At 44.4% G+C, this 23,081-nt stretch carries 22 protein-coding genes; 11 read left to right on the top strand and 11 right to left on the bottom strand.

What is annotated here, in order from left to right:
* Positions 1–101: 101 nt before the first annotated feature.
* Positions 102–746, bottom strand: coding sequence for a tetratricopeptide repeat protein (locus tag C6Y39_RS15920; protein WP_105932228.1), 645 nt, complete (start codon positions 744–746; stop codon positions 102–104).
* A 173-nt stretch (positions 747–919) separates the two neighbouring features.
* Positions 920–1,171 (bottom strand): TIGR02647 family protein, encoded by a 252-nt coding sequence (locus C6Y39_RS15915; RefSeq protein ID WP_105932227.1) that lies wholly within the window; start codon positions 1,169–1,171, stop codon positions 920–922.
* A gap of 248 nt (positions 1,172–1,419) precedes the next feature.
* Here C6Y39_RS15915 and ubiD point away from each other — a divergent pair, with 248 nt between their 5' ends.
* From ubiD to C6Y39_RS15895, 4 genes are all read left to right on the top strand, one after another.
* The gene (gene ubiD, locus C6Y39_RS15910) at positions 1,420–2,886 is read left to right on the top strand and encodes a 4-hydroxy-3-polyprenylbenzoate decarboxylase (RefSeq protein ID WP_105932226.1); all 1,467 of its coding nucleotides are present in this window, start codon (positions 1,420–1,422) and stop codon (positions 2,884–2,886) included.
* A 98-nt stretch (positions 2,887–2,984) separates the two neighbouring features.
* Entirely contained in the window at positions 2,985–3,680 is a 696-nt protein-coding gene (fre, locus tag C6Y39_RS15905) for an NAD(P)H-flavin reductase (RefSeq protein WP_105932225.1), read from the top strand.
* A 201-nt stretch (positions 3,681–3,881) separates the two neighbouring features.
* Positions 3,882–5,294, top strand: coding sequence for a M28 family metallopeptidase (locus C6Y39_RS15900; protein WP_105932224.1), 1,413 nt, complete (start codon positions 3,882–3,884; stop codon positions 5,292–5,294).
* A gap of 229 nt (positions 5,295–5,523) precedes the next feature.
* The gene (locus C6Y39_RS15895; RefSeq protein ID WP_105932223.1) at positions 5,524–6,549 is read left to right on the top strand and encodes a substrate-binding periplasmic protein; all 1,026 of its coding nucleotides are present in this window, start codon (positions 5,524–5,526) and stop codon (positions 6,547–6,549) included.
* Positions 6,550–6,710: 161 nt separating this feature from the next.
* Here C6Y39_RS15895 and C6Y39_RS15890 read toward each other — a convergent pair whose 3' ends face one another.
* Positions 6,711–9,437 (bottom strand): ATP-binding protein, encoded by a 2,727-nt coding sequence (locus C6Y39_RS15890; protein ID WP_105932222.1) that lies wholly within the window; start codon positions 9,435–9,437, stop codon positions 6,711–6,713.
* Positions 9,438–9,661: 224 nt separating this feature from the next.
* On the opposite strand from C6Y39_RS15890, the gene C6Y39_RS15885 reads away from it, so the two are divergent.
* From C6Y39_RS15885 to C6Y39_RS18810, 4 genes are all read left to right on the top strand, one after another.
* Positions 9,662–10,219, top strand: coding sequence for a GbsR/MarR family transcriptional regulator (locus C6Y39_RS15885; RefSeq protein WP_105932221.1), 558 nt, complete (start codon positions 9,662–9,664; stop codon positions 10,217–10,219).
* An 11-nt stretch (positions 10,220–10,230) separates the two neighbouring features.
* On the top strand, positions 10,231–11,604 hold the full coding sequence (locus C6Y39_RS15880; protein ID WP_105932220.1) for a cytochrome ubiquinol oxidase subunit I: 1,374 nt from the start codon (positions 10,231–10,233) through the stop codon (positions 11,602–11,604).
* Between the two features lie 11 nt (positions 11,605–11,615).
* The gene (locus C6Y39_RS15875) at positions 11,616–12,623 is read left to right on the top strand and encodes a cytochrome d ubiquinol oxidase subunit II (protein ID WP_105932219.1); all 1,008 of its coding nucleotides are present in this window, start codon (positions 11,616–11,618) and stop codon (positions 12,621–12,623) included.
* 363 nt (positions 12,624–12,986) lie between these two features.
* Positions 12,987–13,151 (top strand): hypothetical protein, encoded by a 165-nt coding sequence (locus tag C6Y39_RS18810; protein ID WP_167390675.1) that lies wholly within the window; start codon positions 12,987–12,989, stop codon positions 13,149–13,151.
* 123 nt (positions 13,152–13,274) lie between these two features.
* Here C6Y39_RS18810 and C6Y39_RS15870 read toward each other — a convergent pair whose 3' ends face one another.
* The 8 genes from C6Y39_RS15870 to prlC all read right to left on the bottom strand — a co-directional run bounded on the left by C6Y39_RS15870 (position 13,275) and on the right by prlC (position 21,141).
* Positions 13,275–13,757: an Lrp/AsnC family transcriptional regulator gene (locus tag C6Y39_RS15870; RefSeq protein WP_105932218.1), complete on the bottom strand. Its 483-nt coding sequence runs from the start codon at positions 13,755–13,757 to the stop codon at positions 13,275–13,277.
* A gap of 79 nt (positions 13,758–13,836) precedes the next feature.
* Entirely contained in the window at positions 13,837–14,493 is a 657-nt protein-coding gene (locus tag C6Y39_RS15865; RefSeq protein WP_105932217.1) for a hypothetical protein, read from the bottom strand.
* A gap of 225 nt (positions 14,494–14,718) precedes the next feature.
* Positions 14,719–14,928, bottom strand: a complete 210-nt coding sequence (cspE, locus tag C6Y39_RS15860) for a transcription antiterminator/RNA stability regulator CspE (RefSeq protein ID WP_012519905.1) — start codon at positions 14,926–14,928, stop codon at positions 14,719–14,721.
* Positions 14,929–15,223: 295 nt separating this feature from the next.
* Positions 15,224–16,852 carry a ubiquinone biosynthesis regulatory protein kinase UbiB gene (gene ubiB, locus C6Y39_RS15855; protein ID WP_105932216.1) on the bottom strand — a complete coding sequence of 543 codons (1,629 nt, stop codon included), beginning with the start codon at positions 16,850–16,852 and terminating at the stop codon, positions 15,224–15,226.
* A 17-nt stretch (positions 16,853–16,869) separates the two neighbouring features.
* On the bottom strand, positions 16,870–17,511 hold the full coding sequence (locus C6Y39_RS15850) for a ubiquinone biosynthesis accessory factor UbiJ (protein ID WP_105932215.1): 642 nt from the start codon (positions 17,509–17,511) through the stop codon (positions 16,870–16,872).
* Positions 17,511–18,296 (bottom strand): bifunctional demethylmenaquinone methyltransferase/2-methoxy-6-polyprenyl-1,4-benzoquinol methylase UbiE, encoded by a 786-nt coding sequence (gene ubiE / locus C6Y39_RS15845; RefSeq protein WP_105932214.1) that lies wholly within the window; start codon positions 18,294–18,296, stop codon positions 17,511–17,513. The genes C6Y39_RS15850 and ubiE overlap by 1 nt, the downstream gene beginning before the upstream one ends.
* A gap of 112 nt (positions 18,297–18,408) precedes the next feature.
* Positions 18,409–19,098 (bottom strand): DNA-3-methyladenine glycosylase I, encoded by a 690-nt coding sequence (locus tag C6Y39_RS15840; protein WP_105932213.1) that lies wholly within the window; start codon positions 19,096–19,098, stop codon positions 18,409–18,411.
* 6 nt (positions 19,099–19,104) lie between these two features.
* Positions 19,105–21,141, bottom strand: a complete 2,037-nt coding sequence (gene prlC, locus C6Y39_RS15835) for an oligopeptidase A (RefSeq protein ID WP_105932212.1) — start codon at positions 21,139–21,141, stop codon at positions 19,105–19,107.
* A gap of 129 nt (positions 21,142–21,270) precedes the next feature.
* Here prlC and C6Y39_RS18990 point away from each other — a divergent pair, with 129 nt between their 5' ends.
* The 3 genes from C6Y39_RS18990 to C6Y39_RS15825 all read left to right on the top strand — a co-directional run bounded on the left by C6Y39_RS18990 (position 21,271) and on the right by C6Y39_RS15825 (position 23,075).
* Positions 21,271–21,396, top strand: a complete 126-nt coding sequence (locus tag C6Y39_RS18990; RefSeq protein ID WP_276309306.1) for a hypothetical protein — start codon at positions 21,271–21,273, stop codon at positions 21,394–21,396.
* Positions 21,397–21,668: 272 nt separating this feature from the next.
* Positions 21,669–22,229, top strand: a complete 561-nt coding sequence (locus tag C6Y39_RS15830; RefSeq protein ID WP_105932211.1) for a response regulator — start codon at positions 21,669–21,671, stop codon at positions 22,227–22,229.
* Between the two features lie 21 nt (positions 22,230–22,250).
* On the top strand, positions 22,251–23,075 hold the full coding sequence (locus C6Y39_RS15825; protein WP_105932210.1) for a phosphate/phosphite/phosphonate ABC transporter substrate-binding protein: 825 nt from the start codon (positions 22,251–22,253) through the stop codon (positions 23,073–23,075).
* The last annotated feature ends 6 nt before the right edge of the window (positions 23,076–23,081 follow it).

Genomic DNA, 23,081 nt, shown 5'->3' with positions numbered 1-23,081 from the left:
GCAACTTACTATCCACACCCACGTAACGAGATGGCCAACGCAAGGCCTTAACAGAAAAAGTACCCCTTCAAACCACCGGGAATGAAGCCCCCACAGGTTGTTTAACTGTCCATCGGACGCTTAGCTTGGCGCACAGCTTTTGGGTGCATCAGCTTTTCTAATCGAGCCAAGTAAGTCGCGATTTGTTGATGCTGTTTTTTATCATTCGTCACCGAGTTATAAAGCCAGTGGTAGGCATCTTCATAGTCGTAAGGGCTACCGAAGCCTTCCAAAAACAATTCAACTAACCTAATCTGCGCTTTTAAGTTTTTGAGCGCAGCGGCTTCACGTAAATACACGACGGCACGGGACTTATCTTGCTGAACCAATGTGCCTTTTGCGTAATAACGTCCAAGCTGCTCGAGCGCGGCGGGCAAACCTTGGTTAGCAGCATCTTCCATGTAACCAATGCCTCGCGACGGCGCTGCATCAACGCACACGCCCCACGCTAACATATCCCCCCATAAAAACTGGTAGGCGGGGATTTTAAGCACGTCGGCGCGCGCTTCAATGTCTTGTACTAACTGGCACCTATCTTCTACAACTTTATCTAAATGCGTATTTGCATTGATCATATCGATTAACGCGTCTTGGCTATAGAGCTGAACAGCGCGCAGCTCTTCAATCGTTTCACCTTCGAGCGCGCAAGCGGAAAAGCCTGTCGCTGAGGCGCAAATAAATAAAGCGGTCGATAAAAAACGTTTCATAGCAAAAGTGTATCTGATGATTGCAGTGTCTTAGTTAAGTTATCGACTTATTATAGATTATCTTAACTAAGACATGCCTTTCTTTACACAATCTCGTACAAATGACTAGATAATAAGGCTTACACTCCCGTGAAGGCTATTGTAAGGCAGGTTAATTGGGAGTCTAAAAAAACCTAGTGACTACTTTTTCTCGGACATAATGCTGATTGGATGTGACGGGCGTGATCGACAAGATCGATACCTAAATCGGTGAGATAACCGCCGTCGGGCTGAGTAATCAACCCTTTTGAGTAAAGCCTAGACGCTGCGTTTACCATTGTTTGACTAGCGTCGTGATGAATTTTAAGGCCTTGAAGTAAACTGTCTGCAGGGAACTTAAGCAATAAGTTTAATTCGTCTAGCATATCCTGATCGAATGAGCTCATGTAACCACCTTAGGCAAAAGGTAGGCCTGCTTATCTTAAATGTAGTCGTTTCATACACGTTAGATTGACAGAACCTAGATTTGTTAAAATTTTTAACGTTTTCTTATATCACATAGAAATATAGCCTCTGTAAAGGTTAATTTGTCTGTAAAAGGTTTAATCACAGATTAGCAGCGCTTACTGATCGGACTTTATCGCTAAATAGTATATTCTTGCCATAAATTACATTCGTGGATACACCTGCACTAATGAAATACAAAGATTTACGAGACTTTATTCGCCAATTAGAGGCCAAGGGCGAACTAGTACGCATTACCCAGCCCATAGACACCGACTTAGAAATGACGGAAATTGCAGACCGCACCTTGCGCGCTGGCGGCCCTGCTCTGTTATTTGAAAACCCTAAAAACCACGATATGCCGGTTCTTGCCAATCTTTTTGGTACACCAGAGCGCGTGGCGATGGGCATGGGGCAAGACTCTGTAGAAGCATTGCGCGAAGTAGGCAAACTACTCGCTTACTTGAAAGAGCCTGAGCCGCCGAAAGGGCTTAAAGACCTATGGGAAAAGCTTCCGGTATTTAAGCAGGTGCTGAACATGCCTGCCAAGGTACTTAAAAAAGCGCCTTGTCAGGAGGTGGTATTAACGGGCGATGACGTAGATCTATCTAAAATTCCTGTACAGCGCTGTTGGCCAGGTGACGCCGCGCCTCTTGTTACTTGGGGTTTAAGTGTAACTAAAGGCCCCCATAAAAAGCGTCAGAACTTGGGTATTTATCGTCAGCAGGTTATCGGTAAAAACAAACTTATTATGCGCTGGTTGTCACACCGTGGTGGCGCACTTGATTTTCGTGAATGGTGCCAAACACACCCTGGGGAGCCCTACCCTGTATCCGTAGCGCTCGGGGCAGATCCAGCTACCATATTAGGGGCAGTTACCCCCGTTCCAGATACACTTTCTGAATACGCCTTTGCGGGCTTGCTTCGCGGTGATAAAACCGAAGTGGTTAAGTCTATCAGTAACGATTTGCAAGTACCTGCCAGCGCAGAAATTGTGCTTGAAGGCTACATAGCACAGGGTGAGACTGCGCCTGAGGGCCCTTACGGCGACCACACCGGTTATTACAATGAAGTGGATGACTTTCCGGTGTTTACTGTTACCCACATTACGCACCGTAAAAATCCTATCTATCACTCAACCTATACTGGTCGTCCGCCCGATGAGCCCGCCATTTTAGGTGTCGCGTTAAATGAAGTATTCGTGCCCATCTTACAAAAGCAGTTCCCGGAGATAGTAGACTTCTACTTACCACCTGAAGGCTGCTCTTATCGCATGGCGGTGGTAACGATGAAGAAACAGTACCCTGGACATGCGAAACGAGTGATGATGGGGGTATGGTCGTTTTTAAGACAGTTTATGTACACTAAATTTGTGATAGTGTGCGACGATGACGTAAATGCGCGTGACTGGAACGACGTTATTTGGGCAATTACTACCCGCATGGACCCAGCCCGCGATACGGTAATGATAGAAAATACGCCCATTGATTATTTAGATTTTGCATCGCCCGTTTCAGGGCTCGGCTCAAAAATGGGAATGGATGCTACCAATAAAATGCCTGGCGAAACCGATCGGGAATGGGGCGTACCCATCGTGATGGATGAAGACGTTAAAAAACGCGTAGATGATATTTGGGATAGTCTTGGTATTATGTAGCCACTACGTTTAAGCCAATTCATTAAAATGCAAACGAGCGGTTTTTTAATATCCCATATTAAGGCGTTACGCTAAGCAGAAAGGTTAGAAGAGAATACATGTCAGAGATTAAATGCAAGGTTGCAAGCATCACGCCTTTAACAGAAGTGGTACAAAAAGTTGAGTTAACGCCTGAAAGTGCAGTTGAATTCAAAGCAGGCCAATACGCTATGGTAGTAATGGGCGAGAAAGATATGCGCCCCTTCTCTATTGCTAATGCCGCATTTGACAATAGCCGTATCGAGCTACACATTGGTGCTGAGCCGGGCAACAGCTATGCAGGTGAAGTGCTTGAACGCATGCGCGCAGAGGGTGAAATTGTTATAAATGTGGGCAACGGTAATGCCTTTTTGCAAAGCAACGGCTTGCCAATGGTGTTAATTGCAGGAGGTACCGGTTTCTCGTATACCTACTCAATTTTACAAGAGCACCTGAAAAATGGCGACAAGACCCCGGTTACGCTTTACTGGGGCGGGAAGCATGCGGCAGATTTATATTTAGCTGAAGAGCTTAATGCATTAGCCGATGCGAACGACCACTTCACTTTTGTTCCCGTTGTTGAATTTGCTTGCGACGAGTGGAAAGGCAGAACGGGTTGGGTGCATCATGCAGTGATGGCTGACCACGCTGACTTCTCGAACGTTCAGGTATACGTTGCCGGTCGATTTGAAATGGCAAAAGTTGTACGCGATGATTTTACTCAGCGCGGTTTGAAAGTAGAGAATCTGTTTGGTGACGCGTTCGCGTTTATCTAAACACTAACGCAGTGCTCATATCCAACAAGCCGGCAGACGCCGGCTTTTTATTGTCTATTTGAACCCGGTTTAATCACCGAGTTATTCGAACTTAACGTTCATCTTTTATTACTTGCGATAACCAACCATTACACACGTTTACTCTAATTGTACGTTTCCACCGTATTCGTTATGGTGAAAAGATAAACACTGGAGAAAACAATGATAAAAAACCTATCCACAATTGCTAACATCAGCGCAAAAATAAGAAAAAACAGCCTACTGGCATCTGCCGTATTACTGGGTAGTACAGCCTCTTTCACGACTTACGCACAAACCGAACAGCAACAAGCACTTTACGATATAGCCAAAAACGTTTCTGTCGAAAACATTGAGAAAGACATTACTACTCTGGTCAACTTTGGCACTCGTCACACCCTTTCTGAAACCGAATCTGATACTCGTGGCATAGGCGCGGCACGGCGTTGGATAAAGTCTGAGTTTGACAAGATTTCGGCTGAATGTGGTGGCTGCTTAGAGGTGTACTATCAGTCTGAAGTGATTAGCGGAGAAAAGCGTATTCCGGAACCCGTAGAGGTTGTTAGCGTAATCGCCATTCAACGTGGCACCACAGATCCTAATCGATACGTGATCATGTCTGGCGATATCGACTCACGGGTGTCTGACGTGATGGATTTCATCTCGGACTCACCAGGCGCTAACGATAATGCTTCGGGTGTAGCTGGAACACTTGAAGCTGCGCGGGTTTTATCAAAATATAAGTTCAACGGCAGCATTGTATATGCAGCACTATCTGGCGAAGAGCAAGGGCTTTTCGGCGGGCGTATTATGGCAAACCAAGCCAAAAAAGACGGGTGGCGAATTAAAGCGGTCTTAAATAACGATATGATTGGCAACATTGAAGGGGTTAACGGTGTAATCAACAACACCACCGCGCGCTTGTTTGCTGAAGGGACGCGAGTAACTGAGACGGAAAAAGAAGCTCGTATGCGTCGTTTCACAGGGGGTGAAGTTGACTCGCCAAGTCGCAACCTTGCCCGCTATATTGATAACATTGCTGACAAGTACATTGAGAATCTAGATACCATGGTGATTTATCGCTTAGACCGCTTTGGTCGTGGTGGTCATCATCGCCCATTTAATGACTTGGGCTATCCGGGTATTCGTATTATGGAAACTAACGAAAACTATACCCGCCAGCACCAAGACCTTCGCGTAGAAGACGGGATTGCCTATGGTGACACCTTAGATGGCGTTGATTTTGATTACACAGCGAAGCTTACCGGCTTAAATGCGGTTTCTCTTGCAGCAATGGCGTGGGCCCCTAACCCACCAGCTAATGTAGAGATTGCAGGCGCCGTTCAGCCCTCAACCTTTTTGAAGTGGGATGCACTAGACGCTGAAGAGAACCCTCAGCTCAAAGGATACAAAGTATATTGGCGTCATACTGATGCTCCGCAATGGGAATACAGTAAGTATGTGGGTAACGTTACTGAAGCGGTACTTGAGAACGTGGTTATCGACAACTATTTCTTCGGTGTTGCAAGCGTTAATAAAGATGGCGTGGAAAGCGTAGTGGTCTACCCAGGTCCCGCAGGTAGCTTCGGCGAGTAAACCTAATAGTCTCAACCCCTTACTTAATAAGTTAGGGGTTGGGCGACGTTTAAAACAGTAAACGCTCCCCATTGAGTTTATAATTTCACTTATCAAGTTAGCGACATAATATGCAATATATTGATGTCGCTTACATTTTGTTAATTTTGCGAATGGTGAGTTTATTGGAATTAAACCGCTAACTGCATTAGAGTGTAGTAAATGCATGGTTGCAGTACGGAGTCCACTTTTGGCAAGATGTAACGCTTTCCCGCTTTCCTTTTTCACTCGTCGCGCTTTATTCTTGAGCGTAAGCCTTATTCTTTACTGTTGCAATATTTCGCAACTTCACGCTGCACCCACAACTCTTGGCGCCTCATCCTTCGAGACTTACATCAGCGATGACGGCGAGCCCGCTCGTATTAATAACTTACTGAAAAAAGTGTTTGAAAAAGCTGAGTTAGACGTAGAGCTTCGCGTGATGCGCGATGCTTTTTTGGGAAGTTCTGTTTTAACGGGGAAATTAGATGGCGAATTTGCTTACGTTAACTTAGGGGAAGATAGTAGCAACTTACTTTTGTCTGATGTCTACCTGCCCGCCTACTTATATGCCGTAAGTAAAAACGCCGAGGTAGAGAGCGTAAGGCTATTTCCCCACCTCAAAGATAATCGCGTTGCCATTGAAAATCGCTTTGCCAATACCCCCATGTTCAGAACACTCAAAGAGATAAAATGGTCGCGAAACCCAAGTACGTTTGATGCATTTCGTCAGCTTGCAGATGATCGAGCGCCATTCCTGCTAACCACAGAACTGCTCGCTCGAGAACTTAATATTCTGTTGGCAAATGATAACGAAGAAACATTGCATTATTCGGCAAAACCGCTGGCACAAACGGGTTTTCAGCTCGCAGTTAGGAAAGAGCTTGCTGACGCAAAAAGCATGATCGAACGATTTAATGAAACGGTGTCTTCTATGCAGAGTAATGGGGAGTTCAACGCTCCTCTCTCATTGCCTTGGTTAACGAAAGATGTTGACGGCGATGGCATTGCTGACTTTATAGGTCATAGTGATATAACACGGTCGTCTGATAGCCTGGCTACTGCGTATTCGCTCGACGGGAAGCCTACATCGAAAAACAGTAAGTTCTTCATTGATGGCAAGGCTCACGAATCGTTGGAACAAGCACAGGTATCACTGGTAAAAGACGAAACACCTTCGACCAGAGCGTCTTTGTTAGACAAGACGACTTATCAACGTTTGCTTCAACGCTGGTAGCGGTGTCTACTCGCGGTAACCATGAGCGATGTCTAAGACGCCCTGTTTGGCGCTAATCTTTGCGCGTCATTCTTGCTCACGTGCGTTCATGCGTTAGTTACCGTACTTAATGTACTGCGCTAACAAGAACTCTGTTAGCGCAGCGTCTACGCTTCAATTTGCTAGTGAGCAGATTCTGGCAAATACATTTCCAAAATAGTCAGTAACTCTTCACCATCGACCGGTTTAGAAACATAGTTATTAAAGCCTGCTTTAAGGGCTTTTACTCTGTCTGATGTATAAGCGTAAGCCGTTAACGCAACTGCATTGAGCTTGGCTATTTCTGGAACTTCGCTGGCACGAATTTTAGTAACTAAACCTAACCCATCCATCTCAGGCATGCCAATATCTGACAGCAACAGGTCGAATGCTTCTGGCATATCGTTTAACTCTTTCCATGCCAGTAAACCATTTTTCGCCACGTTGACGCGAGCACCATTTGATTCCAAGAAGAGTTTAATGAAGTCTCTTGCGTCTTGTTCGTCTTCCGCCACTAATATGCGCAAGCCGTCGAGTCGCAGAGACTCGGTCAAATCACTAATTTCCGTGTTTTTGGTCTCGATAATATCATCGTGCAGGCTAAGCGGCGCAATGGGCATGGAAACAAAAAATGTGGTGCCCGAATTTAGCCCGTCACTTTCAGCGTATATCTCGCCACCATGCATTTCCACAAGGCTTTTCACAATAGACAGCCCTAATCCAAGACCGTGTTTATTATGCTCGTTTTTACCTTGATAAAAGCGTTCAAATACTCTGGCTACTTGTTCCTGTGTCATTCCCTTGCCGTTGTCTTTAACACGAAACAAGTAGTTAGAATGTTCTCGTTTTCCGCGAACATGTACCGTGCCGCCTTTAGACGTGAACTTGAGGGCATTACTTAGCAAATTATTGATAACCTGCTTTATTCGCAAATTATCTCCCAATATTTGGGTGTGATCGTCTTCACAATTTATAGAGAGTTTAATATTTTTACTCGCAAACCCAGCCTCAAACGACTTCGCTACTTCTGATATTGATGAAGCTATGTTCAATGAATGAATACTTAGCTTCATTGTGCCTGAAATGATGCGTGACAAGTCTAAAATGTCATTAATTAACGCCGCCTGCGTAGACGCCGCACGCTTTATAACACCTAAAGCATCAGTCATTCTTTCAACGTTTTTAACATCCATTAATGCCAAATCGGTCCAGCCAACAATAGAATTGAGCGGTGAACGAAGCTCATGGGATATACTTGCCAAGAATTGATCTTTGGCCTTATCTAGTTCTTCCAGCTTACTAATTTGCTTATCTAAAGATGCCTTTAGGCTAAGTGCATAGGGAATAAATAAGTGGTCAAAGCCTTCGATAATTAGCTGGTCGTCTTCTGTCCACTCTACTGACTCGTCAGCAACGCTCTGTAAGTACATATCAAACGAGTTACGAGGAGTGAGTGATTTGCCAATATCTTTTTTCGCAGCGTCTTTACCTGCCCAGCGTATGGTTTTGTCTTTAGGCTCTCTGAACCATACGGTGTAATACCCCAACTTTGCCGACACACAAGATATGTACATACCCCGAATGCCGTTTAGGTCGCATTCTTCAGTGACTTCATTTCCCAGCTTATTAATAGCTATCGACTCTTCCGAATTGGTAACAACCAACTTGTTAAGTAGCCTGGTTAAGGTTTTTTCAGACGGTGTTCTGCCCACTAAGTATTTATCGATTGGCGTTATGACCGCCATTCCTGATGCATTGGCCACGTCCAAAAGGCCTGCTTCTTTTTGAGTAATGGCCTCTAATGGGTTTGGATAAGTTGTTAGCTGATGAATAATATTATTTAGCTTACGCTGACGAATTTGAAACTGCTCTTTCTTTTCGTGTAGCGCTTTTGTATGCAGTTGCCAAGCATACAAATGACCGAGTGATTCGCATACTAATCGCTTTTTCTGATCAATGTACTTAGGCTCGTTGTTGTGGCAAGCCAGCAGACCCCATAACCTACCTTCAAATACAAGGGAAACGGAAAACGAAGAGCGAACCCCCATATTTTTTAAATAGGTAATATGAAGCGGAGACACCGAGCGGACCATCGACATGGACAAATTGACGGGAGGACGACCCGATTCTGCTATTGGTGGTTGTAAGCCAATTGGCGCCTCTTCTACATCAAATACACAGCGTACTCTATTTTTTAAATACAAGTCACGTGCTTGGCTCGGTATATCAGATGCAGGGAACTTTAATCCTTTGAAAGACCGCGAAGAAGCGGCTTTTGCTTCTCCTATAACTTCTCCGCAATAGTCTTTATCAAATTGATAAACCATGACAGAGCTAAAACCAATGTATCTCTTGAACACTTGAGCGATAGCATCAGCAACATCGTTAGTTGACTCACAGTCATCCACGTCAGGTAACAAGGTACGTATATCTACGTCCATCGGCACCCACTGTTGAGCAGCTTCGTAACTAAGCTGCGGTGTAGGCTCTAATTCGATGACAAGTAAGCCGTTTGAGTCAAACGCTACCCCACTACCTTCTTTTTCCCAACTATCAAGCCAAAGCGCATTTTTGGCAAATTTCCACTGATATGCGCGGCGAGTGTTACCGCCTTTTACCGTTTCATATATGGTTTGGAAAGTTGGCGCTTCAGCAGAAGGGACATCTATGAGTTCGGTAATAAGGGTTTGGTTGGGTACAATATCAACCTTAAAAAGGTCGTTGATATTTTCACTTACCACCTGAACTTTTTTTGACTCAGGGTCTATTGCTATGACATATCCAAAGCTCTGAACACTTTCGATTAAATGTATAGGCTCATCTTCACAGTTCTGAAGCTGTGTGTTTTTTCTATCTGTATTGTGTTGCATTGCCTTGGCCGAGAAATTAGGGAAAGCTAGGTTTCATTTTAAATATTAAATTTAAGCAACGATAACAAGTTACTTATCAAAGATCATGCTATATCTCTTAAAGCTCCTTAGTTAATGATCATTAAATTTTCAATTAAAAATAGCTCACAAACTAAATTTCTCTTGTGTTTATTGATTTATCGCAATAAACTTTCAGTAATTTCTGAAACTTCTGGAATATAAAAATGAAAATGACGCCGTTAATTACTTCTGCCGTTATGCATTTTGGCGAAATGGGAAGTCGCTGGGGGTTCAATAGAACCGTAGGGCAAATCCTTGCGCTTATTGTGTTGAATGAAGAACCCATTTCAGCGCAAGAAATCTCCGACGCCCTGAATATCTCCAGAGGCAACACCAGTATGGGTTTAAAAGAGCTTCAGTCTTGGCGCTTAGTGAAACAGCACTTAGTACCAGGGGAGAGAAAAGAGTTCTTTATTCCCGCTGGCGATATCTGGACGCTTGCTAATCGGGTATTTGAAGAGCGTAGGAAGCGGGAAATAGACCCAACTATGAGCTTGCTGCGGGATCTCCTGCTCGACGCACCAGCCAATGAAAAAGAGGCGAACGCTCAACACAAACTGAACGAAATTCACGATTTACTCGAATCAATTACGGCATGGTCACAAGAACTTCAAAATCTTGGACCTGAAAAGCTTAACACTTTGATGAAGTTGGGTTCTGGCGTAGGTCGTATGCTTGAGCTTAAGGATAAGCTACTTCCGGGAAAAAACAGCGTTAACTAAGGGGGCCTTCTGTGGATGCATTCTTGCTGTCTCGTTTACAATTTGCGCTAAATATTAGCTTTCATATCTTGTTTCCAACCATCACGATGGCAATGGGATGGTTTTTATTTTATTTCAAACTACGCTCAAACACTTCAGGCCATCCTGTATGGATGCGCATGTATCGTTTTTGGGTTCGTGTATTTGCACTTAGCTTTGCGCTTGGCGTGGTAAGCGGTGTGACAATGTCATTTCAGTTCGGCACCAATTGGCCTGGGTTTATGGAAAAGGTGGGCAATGTCGCTGGGCCGCTTTTAGGTTACGAGGTGCTTACTGCCTTTTTCTTAGAAGCCACTTTCTTAGGTATCATGCTATTTGGCATACGCCGGGTTCCTAACTGGCTGCATACTGCGTCTACCCTCATCGTCGCGCTGGGCACCACTACGTCTGCCTTCTGGATATTGGCATTAAATAGCTGGATGCAAACGCCGCAGGGTTTTGAAGTGGTCGACGGTGTGGTGTATGCAACAAACTGGAAGGAAATTATTTTTAACCCTTCTTTCCCCTACCGCTTTGTTCACATGATGTTAGCCTCAGGGCTTACGGCCAGTTTTCTTATAGCTGGGCTTTCAGCCTATCGCATGCTTAAGGGCGACGATAAGCTTGCGCCTAAACTCGCACTTAAAACCGCTACCTATACGGCAGCAGTGTTAATACCACTTCAGATATTTGCCGGCGACATGCACGGTTTAAATACCCTTGAACACCAACCACAAAAAGTGGCGGCGATGGAAGGGCTGTGGGAGACCACCGAAGGTGCGCCTTTGTTACTTTTTGCCATTCCCGATGAGGAAAGTAAGGAAAATCACTTTGAAATTCCTATTCCCTACGGTGCAAGCCTTATTCTTACTCATGAGCTCAAGGGCGAAATCAAAGGGCTAAATGAATTCGAAGGCGAACATCCTCCCGTTGCGCCGGTATTTTACGGATTCAGGGTAATGGTAGGGATGGGTATGCTAATGCTTGCGGTTTCATGGATAGGCAGCCTGTACTTACTACGCAAAAAAGATTTCCCGTTATGGCTTAAACGTACCTTTACTGGTATGGCGTTTAGCGGTTGGATAGCCACGCTTGCAGGCTGGTATGTAACCGAAATCGGCAGACAGCCTTATTTGGTGAGCGGCGTACTGAAAACCGCTGACGCCGTTACGCAGCTGCCGCCCGGGAATATAGCACTCTCGTTTACCCTGTACTTGGTTATTTATACGGTACTACTTATAGCCTACATGGGCACATTGATGTTGATGTGCAGAAGAGCTGTTGAAATAGAAGAGATTACAACAGAGGAACGGGAAGTTGCAAAAGCAAAAATGCAGCCAAGCGATCCCGATCCTAGCACGGTTTAAGGAGAGCAAATATGTTTGAAAATGTATCAGCAGAAATGCTCGGGAATATCTACGTGGGGCTACTTGGGTTATCGGTTTTACTTTATGCCATTCTTGATGGCTACGACTTAGGCGTAGGTGTATTGATCCCACCAAGAACAGAAGCGTTCAGAGACGATATGATTGCGTCCATAGGACCCTACTGGGATGCAAATGAGACCTGGCTTGTACTTGCAATAGGTCTGTTACTCATTGCTTTTCCTGAAGCCCACAGTGAGTTTTTACAAACCTTGTACTTGCCTGCAACCTTTATGCTGTTGGGGCTTATTCTTCGCGGCGTAGCGTTCGATTTTCGCGCCAAGGTTGTGCAGGTGAAAAAGCGAAAATGGGACTTGGTGTTTAAGTACGGCTCGTTGCTTACTACATTAGCGCAAGGTTATATGTTAGGCATTTACGTAACGGGGCTTCGCACAGATATCTGGGCACAAGCCTTCGCCTTACTTGCAGCATTTGGTGTTACAGCAGCCTATGCGTTTATTGGTTCGTGCTGGCTCATACTTAAAACGGAAGGTGAACTTCAGCAGAAAGCCTATTACTGGGCGAGAAGAGGTTTGGGAATACTGGCTGTTGGAATTGTCGCAGTAAGTATCGCTAACCTAACCTTACACGATGACGTGAGAGGCTTATGGTTGTCTGCACCTTGGGGATATGTACTTTTCGCCATCCCGGTAACGTGTTTCGCGCTTTTAGCACTTTGTGGTGTGTTGCTTAAGAAACTACCTGACGCGCAAGGTAAAGGCGAATGGCTTCCGTTCTTTATTGCTCTACTCGTATTTTTGCTTTGCTTCGCCGCATTCGGCATAAGCTACTATCCGTTTATCATTCCTGGACAGATGACGGTGATGGATGCGCTCAGTGACGCAAACTCTCTACGTTTTTTACTTGTTGGCGTGGTTATTGTTGTGCCTATTATTCTGGCCTACACGGCCATGGTGTATAAGATCTTTTCTGGTAAATCAGAAAAGCTTTCTTATTATTGAGGCCCGTGTATGTCTTAGTGACACACCTCCTTGTTAGTTTAATAAATTAAAGTAATAGTGGACATCATTGGAAAACAGTGGTGTTCACTTTCTTTCCAACTGTATTATCGATTAAATAGTTTTTAGCCTCTCTTCACGTATTTTCATTTATTTTCCTCATATATTTTAGCTAAAAGCGTAAAAACTGATCCTTTTCTTAAACTAAAGTATAAAAATAAATGGTAACTGTTTGATTTAACGAAATCTGTTTAAAGAGCTCGTTCTGCATGGCGTAGTTATTCGTTAACGAAGATAAATGTTGACATCAAACTGTAACATTACTATATTTTACATGGGGCAATTTTTACTAGAAGGAGCCAAATTATGGAAAATGTTTTCCATTCAATCTCACGGTTCTTCAAGCGCGCGCACCCCTATCCGGTAGCTCACTATATCGGCAGAAAGAATGCGCAGCGTATCTTAGGATGTAAAATCAAAAAGAAATCCAAGATATTCGCCGAACAGCACGTTGAAGACCAAAATAATTAATTCATATGGGGCCCGTCAAACCGGCCCCATTTTTTTTGCCTTTCTAATGGTAATTTAAGCCATTATTTTTTTAACATGCGTTTTTTTCTTTTCTTCTTTTGTTTGTCACTGGTGTTCTGACGATTAAAGATGGCTCAGCGGCACTGCCGTCGTGTATTTTATCTGCTCCATAGCGAAGCTCGATGTGACATCGGAGAACTCTATACCGTTCACAAGGCGCTTGTAAAAATGGTCGAAGCAATCCATGTCAGTAACAAGTACCTTAAGTAAGTAGTCATACTCTCCTGACATGCGATAACATTCTACAACTTCATCAAAAGATGCGGCATGCTTAGCAAACGAAGCAAGCCACTTTCCATCGTGCCGACCTGCTTTCACTTGCACAAAGACGGTCATGGTAAGGCCGAGCTGCCTAGCTTGTAACAGAGCGACGCGCTTTGAAATAATTCCCTTCTCTTCAAGCTTTTGAATGCGACGCCAGCAGGGCGTTACTGTTAACCCTACTTGATCTGCGATTTCTGCAACAGGCGTTTCTGTATTGTTTTGAAGTAACCTTAAAATGGCTTTATCAATCCCGTCGATGCTTTTACTTTTATCATTACGCATGAAGATATGCTGCTCTTATAAGAAGGATTGATAAGGCTTCAACGTTAACTGGCTTCATATATTTCTCTCATCCAGCGCACTACAGCCACCATGGCTGAGTAAAGTTCACATTTTCTGGTGCAATTTCATATTGAAATGGCGGAGTAAAAACATCCCAAAATGCTTCTCTAAGCGCACTATCTATTATCTGTAATTGATTATTTTCACGATAGCGGTTGAGCAAGGCCTTATATGCATCAATCGGCATTTGCGGGTTAGACTGACGAAATATCACCTTGCCACCAAACTCGTCGAACAGGGCCTTTTCAGTTTGAAACTGCATCACCTGTTTTTCTGCAATCTCTTTAATTGGCTTACTGTTATTTTTCTCAGACACCTGATTGGCAAACTTTTCCACAAATTTAGTAACGAGAGCTTGGTCAAGCTCAATTCCCTTTTTTGCCGCGTAGTCTTCTAAAATCAATTCATAAATTTTTGTCGAAGCATTTACACGAACAACATAGTCAAGCATGTCGTTATAATCTTCTTTAGCCTGCTCTTCTATTTCTTTTTGCTCTTTTTCATTAGGCATCGCATCGGCGCGGGTAACGTTTTGACCTAAAACGACAGCTAGTATATTCCCATCACTGTGCTGCACAGGCTCAGGTTGGGACTGTGGTTCCGCGTTAGCAGACTGCGCGGTAAAGACGAAAAGTGAAATTAACAGTGAAACTCGCAAGAAAACGATAATTCGCATGGTGCTCTCCGTAAAAGAGTAACTTTGAAGAAGTTAGCTAATACGGTGAGTAAAGCATTAAAGCCTATCGAGACGCAATATTTGTGGGCCGTATTTAAGGATTAAGAGGTGGCTGGTTGTAAAACGCGTAAGCGTTGATTTGAGAATATCAAAAGTGGGGAGCAGAAAAATTTTGAGTAGTGCTGAAAGAAAAACGGCGGTCTAATGACCGCCGTTTTTGAATTCTTAGATAGCTTGCACGTTAGCAGCTTGAAGACCTTTTTGACCTTCTTCAACTTCAAATTCTACTCGCTGACCTTCTGGAAGCGTTTTGTAACCGTCAGAGATAATTGCACGGAAATGAACGAATACGTCCTTGCCGCCATTATCTTGTGTTAGAAAACCGTAACCTTTATCAGCGTTGAACCACTTAACTGTGCCTGTAACTTTAGACATGTCGTATAGACCTCAAATATCATATTAAATTGCGCATAAGCGCGTGTAACTTAGTTTCTTTAAAGTCTTTAAATTGGCGGAGTATTGGGTCTTACTTACGAATGGACAAACAACTTACAACAAATTACAGGGTAACTCGAGCGGTTTTAACATATAGCAAATAATACAAAATCGCGTCTATTTAAAGACATTGGCTAAGAGCCAAGAACACTATAACACTCTTCGGGACGATTACTATACAAATTAATCACTAAACAACGGATTTCATAAATATTTCACCCCAACGTAACAATAACTAGAGCCCTTTACGCCAAGCTAAGAACCAGCAAACTGCGCCTATAAGGCCAGTAAATGCAGGGAAATACCATGATAAACCGTAAGTAGGCAGAATAACGGATGTGAGCACAAAGGTGGCACCCACCACACTTAAATGAGTGGTCTGAGTTGTCTTTTTCTGCTCTTGAAGCAGTGCCAAATGCGCTCTTTGTTGCTGTAAAGGCAGGCGCTTCAGCTGCTGCAAACTGTCATAAAGCAGGTCAGGCATTTCAGGCAGTTTTTCTGACCAAAACGGCAAGTTATCTTTTACTTTACCCATCATCGCTGTGAAGCCAATTTGCTCTTTCATCCAGTTTTCGAGGAACGGTTTCGCGGTTTTCCATAAATCGAGCTGAGGGTAAAGTTGTCTGCCCAACCCTTCGATATAGAGCAAGGTTTTTTGCAGCAGCACAAGCTGGGGTTGCACAACCATATTGAAACGGCGTGCTGTATTAAATAGCTGTAACAGTACGTTGCCGAAAGATATTTCAGCAAGGGGCTTTTGAAAGATAGGTTCGCACACTGTGCGAATGGCCATTTCAAACTCATCGATGTTGGTATCTTGCGGCACCCAGCCTGAATCAGCATGAAGCTGCGCGACTTTGCGGTAGTCGCGATTGAAGAACGCTATGAAGTTTTCGGCTAGGTAACGTTTATCTTCGCGATTAAGAGTTCCCACAATGCCAAAATCAATAGCAATGTATTTTGGGTTTTCAGGGTGTTCCGTAGACACGAATATGTTGCCCGGATGCATGTCAGCATGGAAAAAACTGTCGCGAAAAACTTGGGTAAAGAATACTTCTACACCTCGCTCTGCCAATTTTTTCATGTTGGTATTTTGCGTGAGCAGGGCTTCGATATTTGAAATAGGCAGGCCGTAAATACGCTCCATGACAAGCACGTTACTACGGCAATAGTCGCTGTAAATTTTCGGTACATATAGCGCATCAGAACCTTCGAAATTGCGCCCTAGCTGAATACCATTTGCTGATTCTCGCAGCAAATCGAGTTCATCAACTATCGTTTTGCGGTATTCCACAACCACTTCTACCGGGCGTAACCGTTTACCATCGGGGAGCCAGCGCTGCAATACACTAGCCAAGCTAAACAATAGCTCCATATCGGCTACTATGGTATCGCGTATATCTGGTCGTAGCACTTTAACCACAACGTCTTCGTTGTTGTGCTTGAGCTTAGCCGCATGAACTTGAGCGATAGAGGCGGACGCTAACGGTTTTGTTTCAAACTCGCTAAATAGCTCGCTTAAATCAGAAAGCCCCAATGCCTGCTTAATAATCTCTTGTGCAGCATCTGATGAAAACGGCGGCACTTTGTCTTGTAAACGTGCCAGTTCATTTGCAATGGCCGGAGGAAGCAGGTCACGGCGGGTAGACATCATTTGACCGAACTTTATAAATACTGGGCCAAGGTTTTGAAGAGCAAGAGTGATACGCTCTCCGGCAGATTTTCCTTTATGCTTATTTCTCACCCAAAAAATAGTATGGCGCATTGCTCGCGCGTACCAGGGTAACCACTTCGCTGGAATCAACTCGTCTAAACCGTGTTCCAACAGTACCTTGTTAATTCGGTAAAACCTAACAATACGCATCTATGAGCCTGTTTCTATTAGTCTTGCTTTATCTTTGCTTCTAATTGGCGTAGCCGCGCATCTGCATTTTCTGCTCTATCACGAAGCTCGTTCACTTCATCGCTGAAATGCATAACCGCAAGCTTGTGAGCAGCTAGCTGCTTTTCCTCTACCATGGCGTTGCCTAGCACCCGCCCCATGGAAGCCAGTGCTTTCATTGTTTTTTCATGCACTGCGTTTACTGTTTTCACAGTTTGATGAGCAACCACGTCATTGGTTTTCTGTGCCAGTATCTCTTCAACATCAATATCAAGCTGTTGAAAAAGCGCGCTTACTTGTTGAGCTACATTTAGCTCCCCCTCTAGTACCAACGCTTTTTGCTGGATAAGTCGAGTAAGCTGACTGGTTTCTTTGAGTTCGGGCAGTGTTTGAAGTGACGTTTTAATACAACAATCTTTTGGCCCTATAGACGCCACTGCTTCCTCGAAGGTTCCCTGCTCAGTGAGCACATCGATACGGTCAGAAAATGACAGCGTTATACCGTAGGGAAGCGGCGATACAAATGCGGTAAGTCTTGCACCTCGAAGAGGCTTCAACCTCGTCTCACTATCTTCATCCAAAGACAAAATCTTATTGATTACCGATTCAGCAGCAGCGGCCACAAGCGCGGATGTAGGCATTAAAACTTATACCCTCTATGCAGCGCAACAATGCCCCCTGTGAGATTTTGGTAATCACATTGCTCGAAACCGGCTTCCTCGAACATCCCTTTTAATGTCTCTTGATCAGGGTGCATACGGATACTTTCCGCCAAGTACTGATAACTTTCGGCATCGTTAGCAACAAGCTGTCCCATCTTTGGCAGAATATGAAATGAATACATGTCATAAAGTTTGCTCAACTGCTCAGTAGTTGGCTTTGAAAACTCAAGAACTAACAACCGACCGCCGGGCTTAAGTACACGATAAATTGAATTAAGCGCGTTTTGCTTTTCTGTAACGTTGCGCAAGCCAAATGCCATTGTTACAACGTCGAAGTGATTGTCCGGAAACGGCAGCGCCTCAGCATCTGCCTGAACATAATCAATATTGCTAACCAAGCCGCGGTCGCGCAATTTGTCGCGTCCTACTTTCAACATAGACAAATTGATATCGGCAAGGGTAACTCGCCCCGTTGGACCTACCAGGCGAGAGAATTTTGCCGTAAGGTCGCCAGTGCCACCTGCAATGTCCAATACCTTATTGCCCGCACGCACTCCACTACAATCAATAGTGAAGCGTTTCCACAAGCGGTGAACACCCATCGACATAAGGTCGTTCATGACGTCGTACTTCGCCGCTACTGAATCAAAAACATTAGCAACTAAGGACGCTTTTTGGCCTTTATCAACCTGTTTAAAACCGAAGTGGGTTGTTTGCTCGGTTGCAGTGTCTACTTGCGTAGCGGGAGTTTGATTGTCGTTCATGACAGTCCTGTAGTTTAAATATTTTTCTTAATGCTGAAGTGTATAGGATTGTGTTGCCAAGCAAAAGCTTTATGCCCGAGTTGCGCATTAAGCTTAATGCGCCCCTTTTTCTCTAGACTGGCCTATTGTTGGTTCCCCAACTGAACGCCACGATAGCGCTTATTTCTTGAAGAGAACGCCCGCTTTCACGATGCCATTGCGCGAAGGCTGCGTTCGCTGAGGATAATGATTTTTTAGATGTTAAACCGCCGTCAACAATATCGTGCTTTCTCAGGTAATCCTCGACATCGCGAGAAAATAAAAAAGTATCAATACCCAACGCCCGAAGCATGTAGGGGCCGGTATTTCCACCAAGCCGCGCGCCGCGCTTTTTCATAAACTCCCACAAGCTTGTGATGTTATCTTTTTCGAAGCTCGCGACAAACTTCCCAAAACTGCCGTATTCGAGGGCAACATCTTTAATCATCATGGCATTATCGCGAACGGTTGTGACTTTTTTATAGTTCCTTACAATGCGTTTGTCAGATGCTTTTTGCTCTAACATTTCATCAGGCATCAACAACACTTTGTCCACGTCAAAACCGAAAAATACCGTTTCGAAGTCAGGCCACTTTTGTTCAATTACACGCCACACAAATCCAGACTTGAAGACCTGCTTGGTCATAGCTGCCAAAAAACGATCATCTGAGATTTTTTCAACGTTTGCCTTAGTAAGAGGCGCTCGAAGCATTGCTTCAAGCACCCTCTCGCCGCCTTTGCGCTCGCACGCTCGGCGGTAAATAGTTTGAAAAGACTCAGCCATAGCCGCTTAGCCCTTTATACCGCTGTGGCGAAGAAGTGCATCGACCTTAGGTTCACGTCCTCTAAAGGCAACAAACAAATCCATCGGAGGCTTACTACCGCCCATCTCTAGTATATTTTCTAAGAACGCCTTGCCTGTTTCGCGGTTAAAAATACCGTCTTCCTCAAACTTGCTGTAAGCGTCAGCAGAAAGTACCTCAGCCCATTTGTAGCTGTAGTAACCCGCAGCGTAACCACCCGCGAAAATATGCCCAAAACTATTCTGGAAGCGGTTAAATGAAGGTGGGATAACAACCGCTACTTCTTCACGAACTTTGTCTAGTGTAGCTTGAACGTCTACTTCACTGCCTTTTTCGCTGTGTAATAGGAAATCAAATAAACTAAATTCAAGTTGTCGCACCATCTGCATTGCAGATTGATAGTCTCTTGCGGCCAGCATCCGCTCTAACAAGTCAGCCGGTAACGGCTCACCGGTTTCGTAATGCCCTGAGATAAAGTTGAGAGCATCCTCTTCCCAGCACCAGTTTTCCAAAAACTGGCTAGGTAATTCTACCGCATCCCATGGAACGCCGTTGATACCAGAAACACCCGCAACACGCATTTTAGTAAGCATGTGATGGATACCGTGGCCAAATTCATGGAACAAGGTCACCACTTCATCGTGAGTGAAAAGCGCAGGCTTATCTCCCACTGGTGCATTGAAGTTACAAGTAAGGTACGCAACAGGAAGCTGTATTTCACCATCTACCTTTTCACGACGAACGCGACACTCGTCCATCCAGGCACCGCCGCGCTTTTTCGCGCGAGCATATAAGTCTAGATAAAAACTACCGCGCATTACATCGGCATCGTCTGTAATGGTGAAGTAGCGAACGTCTTTATGCCAAGTATCAATACCCGGCTGCTCAATGATTTTGAGGCCGTAAAGACGGTGCACCACTTCAAACAAACCTGAAAGTACTTTGTCTTCAGGAAAGTAAGGGCGCAACATCTCATCAGAAATGGTGTACTTTTCCTGCTTCAGTTTTTCGCTGTAGTAAGGTAAGTCCCAAGCAGCTAAGTCTGTCACTCCATGTTTCTCACTAGCGTACGTTCTTACGTCTTCTAGCTCACGTTCGGCTTGAGGTTTAGACTTTGCAGCCAAATCGCGCAAGAAACCGATAACCTGGTCAGTAGAGTCAGCCATTTTTGTCGCAAGGGAACGTTCCGCGTAGCTACTAAAACCGAGTAGCTCAGCAAGTTCGGTGCGAAGCACAAGGGTTTCTTTTATGATGTCAGTGTTATCCCATTTGCCTGCATTCGGGCCCTGCTCTGACGCTTTGGTAGAATAAGCGCGATACATTTCTTCGCGCAGGTCTCGATTATCCGCATAAAGCATAACTGGCAGATAAGAAGGGATATCTAATGTAAACAACCATCCCTGCAAATCTTTTTGATGCGCCGCTTGCGCTGCGGCTTCTAAAGCTGATTCTGGCATACCGGCAAGCTCGGCTTCATCTGTAACATGCTTAGTCCACCCCATGGTAGCGTCCATCACGTTATTAGAAAATGTCGACGATAGCTCACTAAGTTTTGCCTGAATATCAGCAAAGCGTTTCTTCTGATCTTCGGGAAGCGCGACACCAGACAGTGTGAAATCACGAACAGCATTCTCAATCACTTTCTGCTGCTCTTCGCTCAGTGTGTCGAACTCTTCCGATGCTTTGAGCTCGGCATAAGCATTGTACAGCCCCTCATGTTGACCAACCCAAGTGCCATATTCAGATAACAAGGGCAAGCAGGCATCGTGAGCTTCGCGAAGCGCGTCGCTACTCACCACACTGTTCATATGCGACACAGGTGAGAATATTTTGCTTAAACGGTCGTCTACTTCTTCTAATCGCAGCACAAGATTTTCATAAGAATAATTTTTCGATGCTACAACTTCTTCTATCTCACTTTTACATGCTTCAATTGCTTTTTCGATTGCAGGCTTGATTGATTCAGGTTCAATAGCAGAAAAAATAGGTAGGCCGTCGACCATTTCAATTGCAGGGGTTGTCATAATCTTTTCACTCTTTACGCTTTGATAAAATAATGATGGGGCTTCACGGGGTAAAAGCAAGCCATTGTTTAGCCTCTTATTGATCTAATTCGATTCTACTTCTAATGTTATACCAATCCGCATAGATAAGTGCCCACTCAGAAGGCGCTGGCAAGTTTCCTAGCGAAGCGTGGGAATGCAGGAATGGCTGCTCCCTTTCAAATTCCCAGAATGAAGCTAGGAAGCTTGCCAGACCTTCCCGAAGGGCGAGTTTAAAATGTCCGTACTCTTTGTTGTGTCACCTTGATGTAGAGCCACTATACCTGCGGTAACACGCCGCGATTACGAACATTTTAACTCTCGCTGAGTGGGTAATTATCTATGCGGATTGGTATTAGAGTTAGGATCAGGCGTTAGCGATACTCAATTTGCACTATGCGAGCAAACCAAGACTCTGTCGCAAATGTCACATATCATCCTTTTGTCTACTTTGTCTCACCATGCTTCTCGTACTATAATTTTGGCTAATAAACCAACAAGGCCATGATATGAAAACTTTGACGTCAGGTGAGATAGCATCTTACTGCGATGTAAATCTCCGCACCGTGATTCGATGGATAGAAAGTGGCAAGCTCAAGGGTTTTAAGCTTCCCGGACGCGGCAATAATCGCGTATTAGTTGAAGACTTTGTAGAGTTTTTAGAGCGTCATGAGATGCCCATACCAGATGCCTTGAAGGGTGTAGCATCATCTTCAATCCTTATTGTTGACGACGAGATGCCAGTTGCTAAATCTATTCAGCGCGTTGCCAGACGTGCAGGTTTTGACTCTCACATTGCAACGGGTGGGTTTCAGGCGGGAATAATGCTAAGTCAGTACGAACCCAAAGTTATGACGCTTGATTTGAGTATGCCTGGAATGGATGGTTATAGCGTCATCGAGTTCACAAGAGATCAGTCGAAATTCAGAGATCTAAAGATAGTAGTTATTTCAGCACTTGATGATTCGAGTTTAGAGCGTGCGCTTGATATCGGTGCAGATGCAACGCTTCAAAAGCCGTTTTCTAACCATGATTTAACTGTTGTATTAGAACAGTTTATGTCTATGTAATTTCACCTACAGGGAATAAGTATGGGTCTATATCTACGATGTGTATCTTTGACTGTTTTCTTTTTGTTGAGCAGTTTTTCTTTGAGTGCAGACCCTATAACCTTCGGCGTGGTACCGCAACAGTCGGCGAAAAAAATGGCGGAGAAATGGCAGCCGTTAATTGATTACATTAGCAATTTCACCGGCCTTGATATTGAGTTTAAGACGGCTAAAGACATCCCTACGTTTGAGTCTGATTTAGCACAAGGCAAATATGATTTAGCTTACATCAACCCCTATCATTTTGTGGTCTTCAATGAATCACCGGGTTATCGCTCGCTAGTCCATCAGAAAGACAAAAAAATACGTGGCTTAATTGTCGTACGCAAAGACAGCCCGATCAAAAAGATTGATGATCTAGCAGGAGCTGAAATCGCTTTCCCTGCGCCCGCAGCGTTCGCTGCTACTATCATTACAAGCGCGCACCTTCGCAACAACGATATCCCGTTTATCCCACGGTATGTTAATTCACATGACTCCGTTTACCTTGCTGTACAACGTAACTTTTTCAGTGCAGGGGGCGGCATTATACGCACTCTTAATACGTTGCCAGAGAATGTAAGAAAGGATTTGCGAGTTCTCTGGACAAGTGAGGGGTATACACCCCACCCCATTGTGACCCACCCAAATATGGCAGAAGCCGACAGACAAGCTATTCTTAATGCGTTAATAGCAGTATCTAACGACACAAGTAAATCATTGCTCTTGAAGAATATTGGCTTAAGTGGTTTTACCGCGTCTGACGATAAGGACTGGGATGATGTAAGGGCACTCGGGATTGCATCGTTATCTAGACCTCACCTATGAGTAGAC

The sequence above is a fragment of the Alteromonas gracilis genome (assembly GCF_002993325.1).
Classification (GTDB): domain Bacteria; phylum Pseudomonadota; class Gammaproteobacteria; order Enterobacterales; family Alteromonadaceae; genus Alteromonas; species Alteromonas gracilis.
The sequence above is the reverse complement of the archived record's forward strand: the minus strand, read 5'-3'. Positions and strand labels throughout refer to the sequence as shown.